The following is a 14,849-nucleotide window of genomic DNA, read 5'->3' on the forward strand; positions in this document are numbered from 1 at the left end:
ACCACAACTAAATTGCTTCCGTGTTCACAACAAGAAAATCAGGCAGCCTGCGGCTCGAGCTGGCCGTCGCGATGCTCGATCGCCAGCGGGATGGCTTGAGCGTCGGCTATGGTGCTCCAGGTGATGAGCTCGAACGTGCCGTCCTCATGCTCGGCGATCGCCGTACAGCTCTCCACCCAGTCGCCGGTGTTGATGTAGCGCACGCCGTCCATGTCCTCGATCACGGCATGGTGGATATGGCCGCAGATGACGCCGTCGGCGCCATGCTTGCGGGCTTCGTCGGCCACGACGCGCTGGAACTCGCCGATGAAATTGACCGCGTGCTTCACCTGCAGCTTCGCCCAGGCGGAGAAGGACCAGTAGGGCATGCCCATCCGGCGGCGGATCGCGGCCAGCACGACGTTGATCTTGATCGCCGTGTCGTAAGCCCAGTCCCCGAGATAGGCGAGCAGGCGGGCGTTGCGGACGACGACGTCGAACTCGTCGCCATGCAGCACGAGATACTTTTTGCCGTCCGCGCCGTCATGCATCATCCGCTCGGCGACTTCGATGCCGCCGAAATGCATGCCCGGAAAGTCTCGCAGGAACTCGTCGTGATTGCCGGGGATGTAGACGACCCGCGTGCCCTTGCGCGCCTTGCGCAGCAGCTTCTGCACCACGTCGTTGCAGACCTGCGGCCAGTACCAACTGCGCTTCAGCCGCCAGCCGTCGACGATATCGCCGACGAGGAAGATCGTATCGGCGTCGTGATAGCGGAGAAAGTCGAGGAGGAAGTCCGCCTTCGCCGCCTTCGAGCCGAGATGCACATCGGAAATGAAGAGAGTACGGAAGTGTCGGGTATCCATATTGTCTTTCACAAGCGCTCCGCCTGCGTCCCATCGTTTCTGGTCTTCCAAAATCAGACTCGTGTTTCAGGAAGATGACAGATGCGCGAATTGGCACATGCGCAGCGCTCACGAGTTTTCCGCTTCGATCCCGAAATTCTGACTGTCCCTGCCAGCCGATTGATGTATGGAGAAGTCTTCAAAAGATGTGAGTGCGGCAGCGGAGACGGCAATGGATCATCAGGAAAAATCCAACACGGAGAAGAACGAGACCGGCGGAAACCTCGACGAACAGGCGCTTTTCTTCCATCGTTACCCCCGCCCCGGCAAACTTGAAATTCAGGCGATCAAGCCGCTCGGCAACCAGCGCGACCTGGCACTCGCCTATTCGCCCGGCGTTGCGGCGCCCTGCCTTGCGATCCGCGACAATCCGGAAACGGCTGCCGATTACACCTCGCGCGCCAATCTTGTTGCCGTCATCTCCAACGGCACGGCCGTTCTCGGCCTCGGCAATATCGGCCCGCTCGCCTCCAAGCCCGTCATGGAAGGCAAGGCCGTCCTCTTCAAGAAGTTCGCCGGCATCGACGTCTTCGACATCGAAATCGATGCCTTGACCGTCGATCAGATGGTCTCCACCATTGCCTCGCTCGAGCCGACCTTCGGCGGCATCAATCTCGAGGACATCAAGGCGCCCGAATGCTTTGAGGTCGAGCGCCAGCTCCGCGAGAAGATGAAGATCCCGGTCTTCCACGACGACCAACACGGCACGGCCATCATCGTCGCAGCCGCGATCCTGAACGGACTGGAACTCGCCGGCAAGAAGATCAAGGACGTGAAGATCGTCGCCTCCGGCGCGGGTGCCGCTGCGCTCGCCTGCCTCAATCTGCTGGTCGAGCTCGGCGCCAAGCGCAAAAATATCTGGGTCCACGATATCGAAGGCCTCGTCTATGAAGGCCGCACCGAACTGATGGACGAATGGAAGGCTGTCTACGCACAGAAGAGCGAGATGCGCACGCTCGCCGACAATATCGGCGGCGCCGATGTCTTCCTCGGTCTTTCGGCCGCGGGTGTCCTGAAGCCCGACCTGCTATCACAGATGGCGGACAAGCCGCTCATCATGGCGCTCGCCAATCCGACCCCTGAAATCATGCCGGACCTGGCGCGCGCCGCCCGCCCGGACGCAATGATCTGCACCGGCCGTTCGGACTTCCCGAACCAGGTGAACAACGTCCTCTGCTTCCCCTACATCTTCCGTGGCGCGCTCGATTGCGGCGCCACGGCCATCAACGAAGAAATGAAGCTTGCTGCCGTCAAGGCCATCGCGGGGCTTGCCCGCGAGGAAGTTTCGGACGTCGCGGCCCGCGCCTATTCCGGCGAGACGCCCATCTTTGGTCCGAATTACCTCATTCCCTCACCCTTCGATCCGCGTCTCATCCTGCGCATCGCCCCGGCTGTCGCCAAAGCCGCCGCCGAGACGGGCGTGGCATCCCGGCCGATTGCGGATTTCGACGCCTATCTCGATCAGTTGAACCGCTTCGTCTGGCGCTCGGGCTTCGTCATGAAGCCGATCTTCACCAGCGCCAAGCTTTCCGAGAAGAAACGCGTCATCTTCGCGGAAGGAGAAGACGAGCGCGTCCTGCGCGCGGCTCAGGTTCTGCTGGAGGAAAAGACCGGCGAGCCGATTCTGATCGGCCGGCCCTCGGTTATCGAGGCACGTCTGAAGCGCTTCGGCATCCGCATTCGCCCGAATGTCGATTTCGCCGTGGTGAACCCTGAAGACGATCCGCGTTACCGTGACTATGTCGACGACTACTTCGCTCTCGTCGGCCGCGCCGGCATCAACCCGGAGGCCGCCCGCACGATCGTGCGCACCAACAACACTGTTATCGGCGCCTTGTCGGTGAAGCGCGGCGAGGCCGATGCCCTCATCTGCGGCGTGGAGGGCCGCTTCGATCGCCACCTGAAGGACGTCGGCCAAATCATTGGCAAGCGAAAGAGTGTCTGCACCTTCGCCGGTCTCAGCCTGCTGATCACCCAGAAAGGCCCCGTTTTCTTCGCCGATACCTTCGTCAACTACAACCCGACGCATGAGGAAATCGCCGAGATCGCCGTTCTCGCGGCCGAGGAGATCCGCCGCTTCGGCATCACGCCGAAGGCCGCGTTGATCTGCCATTCGAATTTCGGCTCCCGGAACTCCGAGAGCGCCCGCAAGATGCGCGATGCCCTGCAGCTCGTGCGCAAACGCGCCCCGGAGCTGGAGGTCGATGGCGAAATGCAAGCCGGCTCGGCGCTGTCGGAATTGCTGCGCAAACGTGCCATGCCGGATAGCTCGCTTACCGGCGAAGCCAACCTTTTACTCTTCCCGAACCTCGATGCCGCCAACATTTCGCTCGGCCTCGTCCGCACGATGATGGACGCGCTCCATGTCGGCCCAATTCTGCTGGGAACCGCACAACCTGCGCATATCCTGTCAACTTCGGTCACCTCGCGCGGCGTAGTCAACATGGCGGCGCTTGCCGTCGCCGAGGCTTCGCAGCCGGCGTAAGTTGCCGCAAAATGGGAAAATGCGCTAGAATTCCGTCGCCAGCTTGTTAACGGAAGCAGGCTAGAAAGGCATGATGCGGTAACTGTCACGCCGCACTGGCCTCACTTTGCTCCGGGATGATGCCGTGAACCGCCGAAACCTGACCCTTGCGATCTTGCTTGCCCTGGCTGCACCCGCTGCCGCGCAGACGAATGCGATCTGCGACGACCTGCGCGGCCGCGTCGCCGATCTGCCGCATGTCATCGGCAATGGTCCCGAAGTCCGCCAGTATGCAAGCGCCATTGCCGAGCAGAATCTCGAGCTGCGCAAAGTCCGCAATGATCTGCGCGGCTACGGCTGCTCCGTGGACAGCATGGTGGTGATCGGCGGCGAGAATGCGGATTATTGCAGCGAGTTGCAGCAGTCCGAAGCACGCATGGTCGGCAACATCCGATACCTGCAGGAGCGGCGTAACGAACTGCGCAACCAGGGTGGTGCCGATTATCGCGTGCGCCGCGAGCTGATGGCGGCACTCGAAGACAACGGCTGCAACGAGGAGTTCGACTATGCGCCGGACCCGCAGGCCTATGCGCCGGCCCCAAGCCCCGAAGAACAGGCGATGCGCAGCGATACTTTCATCCCGCTTGGGGATGGCGAACAGGGCGGCATGCAATATGGCGTGCCGCGCGGCGAGCTCATGTCGCATGTCAGCACGATGTGCGTGCGTACCTGCGACGGCGGCTTTTTCCCGATCACCACGAATGCAACATCGATCGATTTCAACCGCGACGCAGCGACGTGTTCGAAGATGTGCCCCGGTATCGAGACAGAGCTCTTCTATCAAGACATCTCGAATACCGAAGCCGCAAACATGATCTCGGCTTCGACCGGCGCGCCCTACAGCGCCATGCCGAATGCCTTTGCCTACAAGAACCGCGCCCCCGGCGAAAAGTCCTCCTGCGCCTGCAATCTCTCGGCCTATTACGAGAACATGCGCAAGAACCAAGCAATCAGCGAACCGCCGCCGAAGGGCTCAATCACCGATATCAAGACGAAGCCGCCATCGAGCGCCACCTCCACGTCTGCCCCACAGCCGCAGGTGCCGGACCGCCCCTATGACCCGGCGAACAGCAAAGTCCGCCAGGTCGGTCCGCAGTTCCTCGCCGGCGATCAGGGCGCGATCGATCTCAAGAAACCCGCAACGCCCGGGCCGCAGCCGCAGCAGAACTGACGCGGCGTTACTGGCTTCCCCATCGGTCTGAGAAGACCAGTTCTTCGAGCGGCAAGCGCTGGCGCCAGCCTTTCACCGCCAGTTCCGGCGCGGTGTAGAGCTGGTCGACATAGCCGACACAAAGCCAGGCGACGATCTCGATCCGCTCCGGAATGCCAAGCAGATCGCGGATATCCGCATCATGGAAGATGCTGACCCAGCCGACGCCGATGCCTTCGGCGCGAGCGGCAAGCCACAGGTTCTGCACGGCGCAGACGGTCGAATAGACATCCGTACGCGGATTGTGGGTGCGGCCGATGACCACCGGCCCTGCCCTGTCCGGATCGCAGGTGACGCAGATGCTGAGCGGCGCCTTGCGGATGCCTTCGAGCTTCAGGCTGCGGTAGACATCCCGCCGCTCCTCTTCAAACATCTCGGCCGCCTCCTGATTGGCGCGCGAAAAAGCCTGCCACGCGGCCTGGCGTACCTCCGGATCGCGGATCACGACGAAATTCCAGGGCTGCATGAAACCGACCGACGGTGCGGCATGCGCCGCCCCCAGCAGCCGCGACACCAGATTGTCAGGCAGAGGATCGGGCAGGAACTGGTCGCGCACGTCACGGCGCGTTTCTATGGCTCTGTAGACTGCGGCCCGGTCGTGTTCGGAAAACTCGCCGGCCGGTACAAGGGCATGGGCGAAAGGATCAGGTTGCATCGTTAAATCCCCAACAATGCTTGAGCACCCGCGCCGCAGCGCAAGGAGCGTCAAAAACCTCGCCGCCGTCCGCGCGGTTCGGTCTATCTTGCCAGGCCGGTCTTCTGACTTGGCGTCACCCGCTTGCCACGGCCTTCCCGGCAAAAGCCAGTGGCCATTGTTGCGGCAAACGTCAGCCTCACAGCGTTGGGCACGTTCCGGTCTTTCACCGGATTCCCGATTCTCCTGCTTGATGCAGGCACCTGACGGCAATCTCTATGTCCTGAATTGCCGCTGCGTTCAAGCTGCCGGGAAATATCGCACATAGGCGAATTCGTCACCATCCGGTGACCAGCAAGGGACATTGATCGTGCCCTGCCCGCCGAAGAGCTCGAACAGCGTCGTCAGGTTGCCGCCGTCCATATCCATCAGCCGCAGCCGCACATCGAGATCGCGCGGATGATCGAAGACGTTCGGATCATAAGAAAGGAGCAGCACCTTGTCGTTCTTTGGCGAAGGATGCGCAAACCAGCTGCCGTAATTGTCATGCGTCACCTGCTCAAGACCCGTCCCATTCGGATGGATGCGCCAGATCTGCATGAGCCCGGTGCGGCTGGAGTTGAAGTAGATCCATTTCCCGTCAGCCGAATAGTCCGGCCCGTCGTTGCGCCCCTCGCCATGCGTCAGCCGCTTCTCGGGGCCGCCATCGACGGAGATTGTATAGATATCGAATTCATCGTTGCGGATGCCACAATAGGCTAGCTCCTTCCCGTCCGGCGACCAGCCGTGCCAATAGGAAGGCAAATTCTCGGTAATCAGCCGCAGCGCCCCGCCGGCCGCCGGCAGGATATAGATCGCCGACTTGCCGAATTCCGTCTTGTCGGAAATGACGATTTGCGCCCCGTCCGGCGAAATGCCGTGATCGTTGTTGCATGCGGTCGCAAAGTCCGTATCGACCTGCTCAAGCCCGCCGATCCCATCCGGCCGCAGCCGGTAAAGCAACCCGTCACCGTTCAACAGCAGATATCCGCCGTCCGGCGCGAAGTTCGGCGCCTCGATCAGTTTCTCCGTCTGAAAGACAATCCGGCTTTCGCCGGTACGGATATTGTAAGTCTCGACCGAACTGCGCATGCATCCTCCCGGATTCTCTCGTTACCGGTCGCGGAACCGGTTGGTAATCGGATAGCGGCGATCGCGCCCGAAGTTCTTCTTGGTGATCTTCACGCCCGGAGCCGATTGGCGGCGCTTGTATTCGGCGAGATAGAGCAGATGCTCGACGCGATGGACGGTCGCCACGTCATGCCCGCGCGCGACGATCTCCTCGACCGCCATCTCCTTCTCGACGAGGCATTCGAGGATGTCGTCCAGCACCGGATAAGGCGGCAATGAATCCTGGTCCGTCTGGTCCGGACGAAGCTCGGCCGACGGCGCCTTGTCGATGATGTTGTGCGGGATCACAATGCCGGATGGCCCCAGCGCATCCGGCGGCACATGGCTGTTGCGCCAGCGCGCCAGCGCATAGACCTGCATCTTGTAGAGGTCCTTGATTGGATTGAAGCCGCCGTTCATGTCGCCGTAGAGCGTCGCATAGCCGACCGACATTTCCGACTTATTGCCGGTCGTGACGACCATGGAGCCGAACTTGTTGGAAATCGCCATCAAGATCGTGCCGCGCGCCCGACTCTGCAGGTTCTCTTCGGTAATGCCGCTGTCGGTTCCTTCGAACAGCTGCGAAAGCGCCGAGGTGAAGCCTTTCACCGGCTCCTCGATCGGCACGATATCGTAGCGGCATCCGAGCGCCTTGGCGCATTCGGCCGCATCCTTCAGTGAATCGGAAGATGTATATCGGTACGGCAGCATTACGGTTCGCACGCGTTCCTCGCCGAGCGCATCGACGGCGATTGCCGCGCAGATCGCCGAGTCGATGCCACCGGAGAGACCGAGGACGACATTCTTGAAGCCGCTCTTGTTCACATAGTCGCGGAAGCCAAGCACGCAGGCGCGATAGTCGGCCTCGTCGAGTTCGGGAATACGCGACATCGGGCCTTCGGTGCAGCGCCAGCCGTCTTCGCCGCGCTTCCAAGTCGTCACGGCCAGCGCCGTTTCGAACTGGCTCATCTGGAAGGCGAGCGTCCTGTCGCCATTGAAGGCGAAGCTGGCGCCATCGAAGACGAGCTCGTCCTGGCCGCCGAGCTGATTGGCGAAGATCAGCGGCAAGCCGGTTTCGATCACCTGCTTCAACGCCACCTGATGGCGCACGTCGACCTTACCGCGATAATAAGGCGAGCCATTCGGAACGAGCAGGATTTCGGCACCACTTTCGGCGAGCGTCTCGCAGACGCCGAGATCGTTCCAGATCTCCTCGCAGATCGGCACGCCAAGACGCACGCCGCGGAAATTCACCGGCCCCGGCATCGATCCTTCGGAAAAGACGCGCTTCTCGTCGAACTCGCCGTAGTTCGGCAGGTCGATCTTGTCGCGCAGCACCAGGATCTTGCCGCCGTCAAGAACCGCGACGGAATTATGCCGCCCCGTCTTTCCTTGCCGCGGGAAGCCGACAATGACCCCGGGGCCGCCGTCCGCGGTATCGGCGGCGAGGTCCTCGACCGCTTTGAGGCAGGCCCTCAGGAACGCCGGTTTCAGCACGAGGTCTTCCGGCGGATAGCCGGAAATGAAGAGCTCCGTCAGAAGCAGCAGATGCGCGCCCTGGCGGGCCGCATCCGTGCGTGCCTCGCGGGCTTTTGCAAGGTTTCCGGCGACATCGCCGACGGTCGGGTTCAACTGGGCAACGGCAATCCGGAGCGTATTCAAAGGAGCGTTTTCCTGTGTCATGTCATCCATTTAGCGCGTGCGGCCCGCCGCTTCAATCGCCCGCGCCATGAAAAGCCGCGGGGTCTGCCGGGCGAAAAATTCAAACCACAGGGAAAAGCCGAGAAACCGGGAGGGTTCATCCAGCGTTCATGACAGGCGTGTGAAACTTCAGTGAAATTTTTATGACATCGGAGCATGCCGTTGATCGCGTTGATAATGAAGTCCGCACCGGCCAGAAAAGCAGCACTACTTTCCGCCGGTTCCGGGTCGAGCATTCAGTCCCCGGCAGCGCGCGCGGCACTCGGCATTCTTTTTTTGTTTTCTCTCGCTTTACTCAGCGTTGTCGCCGTCGAGTGGATCGCGCGCGGGACGCTCGCCGATGTCGGCGAGTTTCTCACATCGACGGTTAGGCCCGGCATGACGACGGTCACCATGCTCACGATCGTGATGCTGACCCTCGATGCCGTATTTGGACGGCGCTACCAGACGGCGTTCATCCTGATACCGCTTTTTCTGATCCCGGCCTTTGTCTCCAATCAGAAGCAGCGCTTTCTCTCCGACCCCTTCTATCCGTCCGACGTGCTCTATACTCGTCAGATCATGGAACTGCTGCCGGTCATGGTGCGCGACAGGCCGTGGACGGCCGCGGCCCTCCTTGTCGGCATCGTACTTTTCGCCATAGGCATCGTTTTCGCCTGGCGTTATGCCTGGCGGAACTTCCCGAAGCTCTCCCGCCAGGCGCGTTTGCGCCACCTCTGCCTCGGGCTTCCAGTGATTGCGGCCTTCGCCTCGCTGATGGACTATTCGCAATATTCCTACATCCGCGACCGGCTGCAGGTGGTGCCGATGATGTGGGACCAGAAGGAGAACTACCGCAGCAACGGCTTCATACTGGCCTTCCTCTTCAATATTCCGATGGCCGATGTCGCGGCACCCGCTGGTCTCAACGCCGATGCGCTCGACGCGATCCCCTCGCGCAACTACGGCTATCTGACAGGCCCTGAGGAAAAGCCGGACATCATCATGCTGATGAGCGAGTCCTTTTGGGATCCGACACGGCTGAAGAACCTCTCCTTCAGCGCCGATCCCATGCCGAATGTCCGCGCCGCGCAGTCCGGCTACGTCTTCTCGCCGGAATTCGGCGGCATGACCGCCAATGTCGAATTTGAGGCACTGACCGGCTTCTCGAACGCCTTCCTGCCTTACGGCAGCATTCCTTACCAGCAATATGTCCGCAGCAACGTGCCTTCGCTTGCCACCTTCTTCCGCGGCGAAGGCTATACCGCCCGCGCCCTGCACCCCTTCAGCGGCTGGTTCTGGAACCGCAATCAGGTCTACAAGGATTTCGGTTTCGAAGAGTTCCGGACCGAAGAAACGATGCCGCCGATGGAAAAGCGCGGCATGTTCGCCTCCGACGATTCCCTGATGAAGGAGATCATGCGCGAGGGCGACGGTCTCGATAATCCGTTTTTTTTCTTCGCCGTCACCTTGCAGGGACATGGGCCCTACGAGCCCTACCGCTATGCCAGGAATACGATCGGCATCCGCGGCAACCTCCCGGAAGCCGACCGCGCGACGCTTGCGACCTATACGCAGGGCATAAAGGAGGCCGACGACAGCCTGAAGAAGCTGATGGACTGGGCCTCGAAGCGCGAGCGCGAAACGATCATCGTCCTTTGGGGCGACCATCTGCCTCCGCTCGGCAATGTCTATATGAGCACAGGCTACATGCCGGACCAGGTCGCAACCCGCAGGGCACCGCTCGACGTGATGAAGCGCGAGCACGAAACGCCGCTTGTCATCTGGTCGAACCAGAAAGGCGTGAAGCAGAACGTCGGCACGATCAGCCCGTCGCTGATCTCCTACAATCTCCTCAAGTTCGCCGGTTTCGAGCATCCCTTCTACACCGGCTTCCTCGGCCGCGTGCAGAAGAAATACGACATCATCGACCGCTACCAGCTGGCAACGCGCGACAACAAGGCGACGGCGGACTGGGCGCGCGACCGGAAAAAGCTCGATCCTCTTGTGCGCGACTACGGCTACCTGCAGCACGATATCATGTTCGGCAAGGCACGCACTCTGGAGCGATTCTTCCCGCAGCACGACCTGCTCGGCAAAGGGTCCTAAGACATTAACCCGCATTGCAATTGGCGTTGGCGCGGAATATTGGCTCCGAAGCGGTCACCTATCGGAGCCAATCATGCATAGTATCTCGAACTTCGTTCACCTGCATTTCGACAAGCCGGCCGAGGAACTTGGCGACATTGAAAAGCGCGTCCTCAGGAGGACGCACGAACGCAAGGTCATCTCGACTGATGTTAACGCCGCCTTTTCTGCGAAGGCATCTTTCGGGGAGCGCGTCGCTGACGGCATCGCAAGGGTTGGTGGCTCCTGGTCCTTCATCATCGCTTTCCTCGTTTTTCTTGTAGTTTGGGCGGCGGTTAACACGATCGTCCTCGCGACGGGCGCCTTCGACCCCTACCCCTTCGTCTTCCTGAACCTGATTCTCTCCATGCTCGCCGCCATCCAGGCGCCAATCATCATGATGTCGCAGAACCGGCAGGCAGAGCGCGACCGCTTCGAAGCAGCCAAGGATTATGAAGTGAATCTCAAGGCCGAACTCGAGGTTCTGTCGCTGCACCAGAAAATCGACATGCACGTCGTGACCGAGCTCGCTGCACTGCGCGAGGAGGTCGGTCGCCTGAACGCTTCGCTGGCAGCGAAAGGGGCTTAAACGCCCTTCGCGTATTGCGGTGCGCCGTCCTTGATCTCATAGAAATCGCCCTTGTCGGCGCAGTAGATGTGGTAGCCGAAGGAAAGCCCGCTCGGTTGATCGAAAGCGCCAGCCATGATGGACACTCCCGGCGATCCCTTTCGCTGCCAGGAGAGCGCCGAGCCGCAATTTGCACAGAAGCCGCGTTCGGCCGCCTCACTTGACCGGTACCACCGGACCGAATTCTCGCCTTCGATCGTCAGGCCGTCCAGGGAGACATCCGAAGACGCAAAATAGAATCCTGTCTGCCGCCGGCACTCCGAACAATGACAGCCGACCACCGGACCCGGCTTGCTCGTGCTTCGAAACCTCACCGCTCCGCAAGCGCAGCCGCCCGTATATTCCTTCGTCATGCGATCTCCGTCCTTAATTTACGGAGAAATTGGAGGCTGTCCGAGGCTGCGTCAAATCCAATTCGTTGAACCAGAGCGTCAGGAATTTTGATCCGGAAGGCTCATTCGCCAGCATCGGCGTGGATGTGGTGCCAGGCGTCGCCGAAATCGCTCTCGGCGACGTCGACCCCTCGGCAATGGCGAATTTCGGCAGCAAACCGCGCGTGACGCGAGCCGCCATCATCGATGCCACCCTGCTCAAGGTGAGCGCCATGGCGGAAGTCAACCTGACCAATACGTCGAAGACACGCCTGACCTTCCAGAGTTCTGATATCGCCGCCAAAACGGTCAAGAACGTCTCGACGCACGACAGCCTGACCTCGGCCGTGCAATCGCTTTTGAAGAACACCGACATTCAAATCCAATTGCTCTTCCTCACGCTCGGCAGCAACGCAGCCGTTTAGTCTGCGATCGCCGACACACGTTCCTGCGTAACCGCTCCGATCGATGAGCTGCTCTATAACACGCCGCACATGCTCGGCATCAAGATCGGCGAGGCGGACGTCCGCTTTACCGATGCCGGCTGCCAGCAGTCCGTGCTCGCCCAATGAAAAAGCCCGGCGCTTGGCCGGGCTCCCAATTCAGCGTTCCGCGAAGATCAGGCGTTGACGGCCATCCGCTTCTCGTCCCGGCCGCCCTTCATGCGTTCGGCGAGCAGGAAGGCAAGCTCGAGCGCCTGGTCGGCATTGAGGCGCGGATCACAATGCGTGTGATAGCGATCCTGCAGATCCTCGGCGGAAACGGCGCGGGCGCCGCCCGTGCATTCCGTCACGTCCTTGCCGGTCATCTCGATATGGATGCCCCCCGGATGTGTGCCTTCGGCGCGGTGGATCTGGAAGAAGCTTTCAACTTCCGACAGGATGCGCTCGAAGGGCCGCGTCTTGTAATTGTTGAGCGTGATCGTGTTGCCGTGCATCGGATCGCAGGACCAGACGACCTTGCGGCCTTCGCGCTCGACCGCACGGATCAGGCGCGGCAGATGGTCGGCAACCTTTTCGTGGCCGAAACGGCAGATCAGCGTCAGGCGGCCGGCTTCGTTTGCCGGGTTCAGGATGTCGATCAGGTTCATGAGATCGTCAGCCTGGAGCGACGGGCCGCATTTCAGGCCGATCGGGTTCTTGATGCCGCGGCAGTATTCGACATGCGCATGATCGGCCTGGCGCGTGCGGTCGCCGATCCAGATCATGTGGCCGGAGGTCGCGTACCAGTCGCCGGAGGTGGAGTCGACGCGCGTCAGCGCTTCTTCATAGCCAAGCAGCAGCGCCTCATGGCTGGTGAAGAAATCCGTCTCGCGCAGGCTCGGATGGTTCTCGGAGGTGATGCCGATCGCCTTCATGAAGTCCATCGTTTCGCTGATGCGGTCGGCAAGCTTGCGGTAGCGCTCGCCCTGCGGGCTGTCCTTGACGAAGCCGAGCATCCACTGGTGCACGTTCTCGAGATTGGCGTAACCACCCATCGCGAAGGCGCGCAAAAGGTTCAGCGTCGCAGCCGACTGACGGTAGGCCATGGCCTGGCGTTCCGGATTCGGAATACGCGCTTCCTCGGTGAACTCGATGCCGTTGACGATGTCGCCGCGGTAGCTCGCCAGCGAGACGCCGTTCTGCGTTTCGATGCCCGACGAGCGCGGCTTGGCGAACTGGCCGGCAATACGGCCGACCTTGACCACCGGCAGCTGCGCGCCGAACGTCAGCACGACGGCCATCTGCAGGAAGGCGCGGAAGAAGTCGCGGATCGTGTCTGCGCCATGCTCGGCGAAGCTCTCGGCGCAGTCCCCGCCCTGCAGCAGGAAACCGTTGCCTTCGGAGACATTCGCGAGATGTTTCTTCAGACGGCGGGCCTCACCCGCAAAGACGAGCGGCGGATAGGTGGCGAGCTGGGCTTCCGTTGCCGCCAAAGCGGCCTGATCCGGATAATCCGGGACCTGCTGGATCGGCTTTTGCCTCCAACTATTCGGGGTCCAAGTCTCTGCCATTCTACTCACCTTTGTCTCGCCGGGATCGCTGCCCGGCGCCTGTCGTCCACAATAACGGCGGCTTATAAACCTTTAGCATACGCTTGCCTAGCGCCGTTCGACACGTTCTGAACGGGTCGCGGAGCCTGCCGCGCTCATAAGGGAAGCCCTTGTCGCACCTTCAATCCCGCCCTCCGATTTACATTAAATATACCATGAAAATTTGGGGGTAATTTAGCAATTTGTGTCAAACCCGATTTTGAAACTGCCCGCCATGAAGCGCGCGCTTTGTCTTCGCCGATGATCGGCCCGATCCTGGGGAATGGTATGAAGAAGCTGGCGCGCCGCCTTGCGGCCGATCGTTCGGGAAATTTTGGAATCATGACCGCATTGCTAGCCGTGCCGCTCCTCGGCTCCGCCGGCATGGCGATCGACTTCGCCCACGCGCTCAGCCTCAGGACGCAGCTTTATGCGGCAGCGGACGCAGCGGCCGTGGGTGCCATTTCAGAGAAATCGCCGGCGGTGGCCAAAGCCATGACCATGCAGGGTGATGGGACCATCACTGTTGGTTCCGAAGACGCACGAAAGCTTTTCATGGGCCAGATGGCCGGCGAAGCGAGCGAGCTAGCAGTTGACGTCGAGGTCAACGTTACGAAGACCGGCACCGTTATTGAATCTCGCGTGGCCTTCAGTGCGGCCATGTCGACCACCTTCATGCAGCTTCTGGGCCGCGAAAGTGTCACCGTTGGGGGCGCGGCGACGGCGCGATACCAGACACCGTCCTACATGGACTTCTACATGCTGCTGGACAACACGCCCTCCATGGGCGTCGCGGCCACAATAGAGGCCATCGAGAATATGAAAAATGCCACACGGTTTGGCAATGCCAAAGGCAAGGACGTCAAGTGCGCCTTTGCATGTCATATCGTTTCCGAACAAGGTGTCGAAGATAAAAACAGCTACTACAATGTCGCACTGAACAACAACATCCCGATCCGCATTGATGTGGTTGCCCAAGCGACGAAGGCACTAATGGAAACGGCCGAACAAACCCAGACCGTCAAGGGCCAGTTCCGCATGGCCGCTTACACCTTCGGCAAGACAGCCCAAGATGCGCAGCTTTTCAAGGTTGCTGAACTAGACGAAAACCTTTCGACGATCGCGTCTGCGACTGAAAAGATCAAGCTAATGAGCATTCCCTATCAGAACTACAACGAAGATCAGCAGACCAGCTTCGACGATGCGCTGACCAAAATCGAAAAAGAGATCAAGGAAATTCCCGGCCAAGGCACGAGTAGTGCTGACCGCCAGAAGATCGTCTTCTTCGTCTCAGATGGTGTTGGTGACAGCTACAAGCCGCACGGCTGCACCAGCCCAAAGGGAGCCAGGAATGGCACCCGCTGCATCGAGCCGATCGATACGAAGTTCTGCGAAGACCTGAAGAAAAAGAATATCAAGATAGCCGTTCTCTATACGACCTATCTGCCCCTGGAGGACAATAACTTCTGGAAAGATTGGGTCAAACCCTTCGACGGCAGCATCGCCGCCCGAATGCAAGAATGTGCAAGCCCCGGCTTCTTTTTTAAGGTATCCCTGACACAGGGCATCGAAACAGCGATGAAGGCGCTCTTCGAGAAGATCGTCAGCACGCCACGCCTCACAAGCTGACG

Annotated in this window: 12 protein-coding genes, 1 pseudogene and 1 riboswitch; of the genes and pseudogenes, 6 read left to right on the top strand and 7 right to left on the bottom strand. The window is 60.5% G+C overall.

Going from position 1 to position 14,849, the window contains the following annotated elements; translation table 11 throughout:
* Nucleotides 1–38: 38 nt before the first annotated feature.
* Nucleotides 39–845, bottom strand: coding sequence for a UDP-2,3-diacylglucosamine diphosphatase (locus tag ACZ9BX_RS05935; RefSeq protein WP_132567016.1), 807 nt, complete (start codon nt 843–845; stop codon nt 39–41).
* 211 nt (nt 846–1,056) lie between these two features.
* Between ACZ9BX_RS05935 and ACZ9BX_RS05940 the strand changes: the two genes are divergently transcribed.
* Together ACZ9BX_RS05940 and ACZ9BX_RS05945 are read left to right on the top strand one after the other, a co-directional pair.
* Nucleotides 1,057–3,369, top strand: a complete 2,313-nt coding sequence (locus tag ACZ9BX_RS05940) for an NADP-dependent malic enzyme (RefSeq protein ID WP_476216385.1) — start codon at nt 1,057–1,059, stop codon at nt 3,367–3,369.
* Nucleotides 3,370–3,493: 124 nt separating this feature from the next.
* Nucleotides 3,494–4,579 (top strand): DUF2865 domain-containing protein, encoded by a 1,086-nt coding sequence (locus tag ACZ9BX_RS05945; protein WP_476216387.1) that lies wholly within the window; start codon nt 3,494–3,496, stop codon nt 4,577–4,579.
* 7 nt (nt 4,580–4,586) lie between these two features.
* On the opposite strand, the gene bluB is transcribed toward ACZ9BX_RS05945, so the two are convergent.
* The 4 genes from bluB to ACZ9BX_RS05965 all read right to left on the bottom strand — a co-directional run bounded on the left by bluB (nt 4,587) and on the right by ACZ9BX_RS05965 (nt 8,338).
* Nucleotides 4,587–5,273: a 5,6-dimethylbenzimidazole synthase gene (gene bluB, locus ACZ9BX_RS05950; protein ID WP_476216389.1), complete on the bottom strand. Its 687-nt coding sequence runs from the start codon at nt 5,271–5,273 to the stop codon at nt 4,587–4,589.
* A gap of 77 nt (nt 5,274–5,350) precedes the next feature.
* Nucleotides 5,351–5,534, bottom strand: a riboswitch (cobalamin riboswitch).
* A gap of 18 nt (nt 5,535–5,552) precedes the next feature.
* On the bottom strand, nt 5,553–6,383 hold the full coding sequence (locus ACZ9BX_RS05955) for a TolB family protein (RefSeq protein ID WP_476216391.1): 831 nt from the start codon (nt 6,381–6,383) through the stop codon (nt 5,553–5,555).
* 21 nt (nt 6,384–6,404) lie between these two features.
* The gene (locus ACZ9BX_RS05960) at nt 6,405–8,084 is read right to left on the bottom strand and encodes an NAD+ synthase (RefSeq protein ID WP_476216393.1); all 1,680 of its coding nucleotides are present in this window, start codon (nt 8,082–8,084) and stop codon (nt 6,405–6,407) included.
* Nucleotides 8,081–8,338: a hypothetical protein gene (locus ACZ9BX_RS05965; RefSeq protein ID WP_476220083.1), complete on the bottom strand. Its 258-nt coding sequence runs from the start codon at nt 8,336–8,338 to the stop codon at nt 8,081–8,083. Before ACZ9BX_RS05965 ends, ACZ9BX_RS05960 begins: the two co-directional genes overlap by 4 nt.
* Between ACZ9BX_RS05965 and ACZ9BX_RS05970 the strand changes: the two genes are divergently transcribed.
* Nucleotides 8,259–10,190, top strand: a complete 1,932-nt coding sequence (locus ACZ9BX_RS05970; protein WP_476216395.1) for an LTA synthase family protein — start codon at nt 8,259–8,261, stop codon at nt 10,188–10,190. The genes ACZ9BX_RS05965 and ACZ9BX_RS05970 overlap by 80 nt on opposite strands.
* A gap of 73 nt (nt 10,191–10,263) precedes the next feature.
* A complete protein-coding gene (locus ACZ9BX_RS05975; RefSeq protein WP_132567002.1) occupies nt 10,264–10,797 on the top strand; it encodes a DUF1003 domain-containing protein in 534 nt (177 codons plus the stop codon).
* Here ACZ9BX_RS05975 and ACZ9BX_RS05980 read toward each other — a convergent pair.
* Entirely contained in the window at nt 10,794–11,189 is a 396-nt protein-coding gene (locus ACZ9BX_RS05980; protein ID WP_476216398.1) for a GFA family protein, read from the bottom strand. The two genes, ACZ9BX_RS05975 and ACZ9BX_RS05980, sit on opposite strands and share 4 nt — an antisense overlap.
* Before the next feature lie 107 nt (nt 11,190–11,296).
* Here ACZ9BX_RS05980 and ACZ9BX_RS05985 point away from each other — a divergent pair.
* Nucleotides 11,297–11,779: pseudogene (locus tag ACZ9BX_RS05985) on the top strand (hypothetical protein); the annotation flags it as partial.
* A 47-nt stretch (nt 11,780–11,826) separates the two neighbouring features.
* Here the strand turns inward: ACZ9BX_RS05985 and ACZ9BX_RS05990 are convergent.
* Nucleotides 11,827–13,200 carry a class II 3-deoxy-7-phosphoheptulonate synthase gene (locus tag ACZ9BX_RS05990; RefSeq protein ID WP_132566998.1) on the bottom strand — a complete coding sequence of 458 codons (1,374 nt, stop codon included), beginning with the start codon at nt 13,198–13,200 and terminating at the stop codon, nt 11,827–11,829.
* Between the two features lie 306 nt (nt 13,201–13,506).
* On the opposite strand from ACZ9BX_RS05990, the gene ACZ9BX_RS05995 reads away from it, so the two are divergent.
* On the top strand, nt 13,507–14,847 hold the full coding sequence (locus tag ACZ9BX_RS05995) for a TadE/TadG family type IV pilus assembly protein (RefSeq protein WP_132566996.1): 1,341 nt from the start codon (nt 13,507–13,509) through the stop codon (nt 14,845–14,847).
* The last annotated feature ends 2 nt before the right edge of the window (nt 14,848–14,849 follow it).

Source organism: Rhizobium sp. USDA 3886, assembly GCF_056279785.1.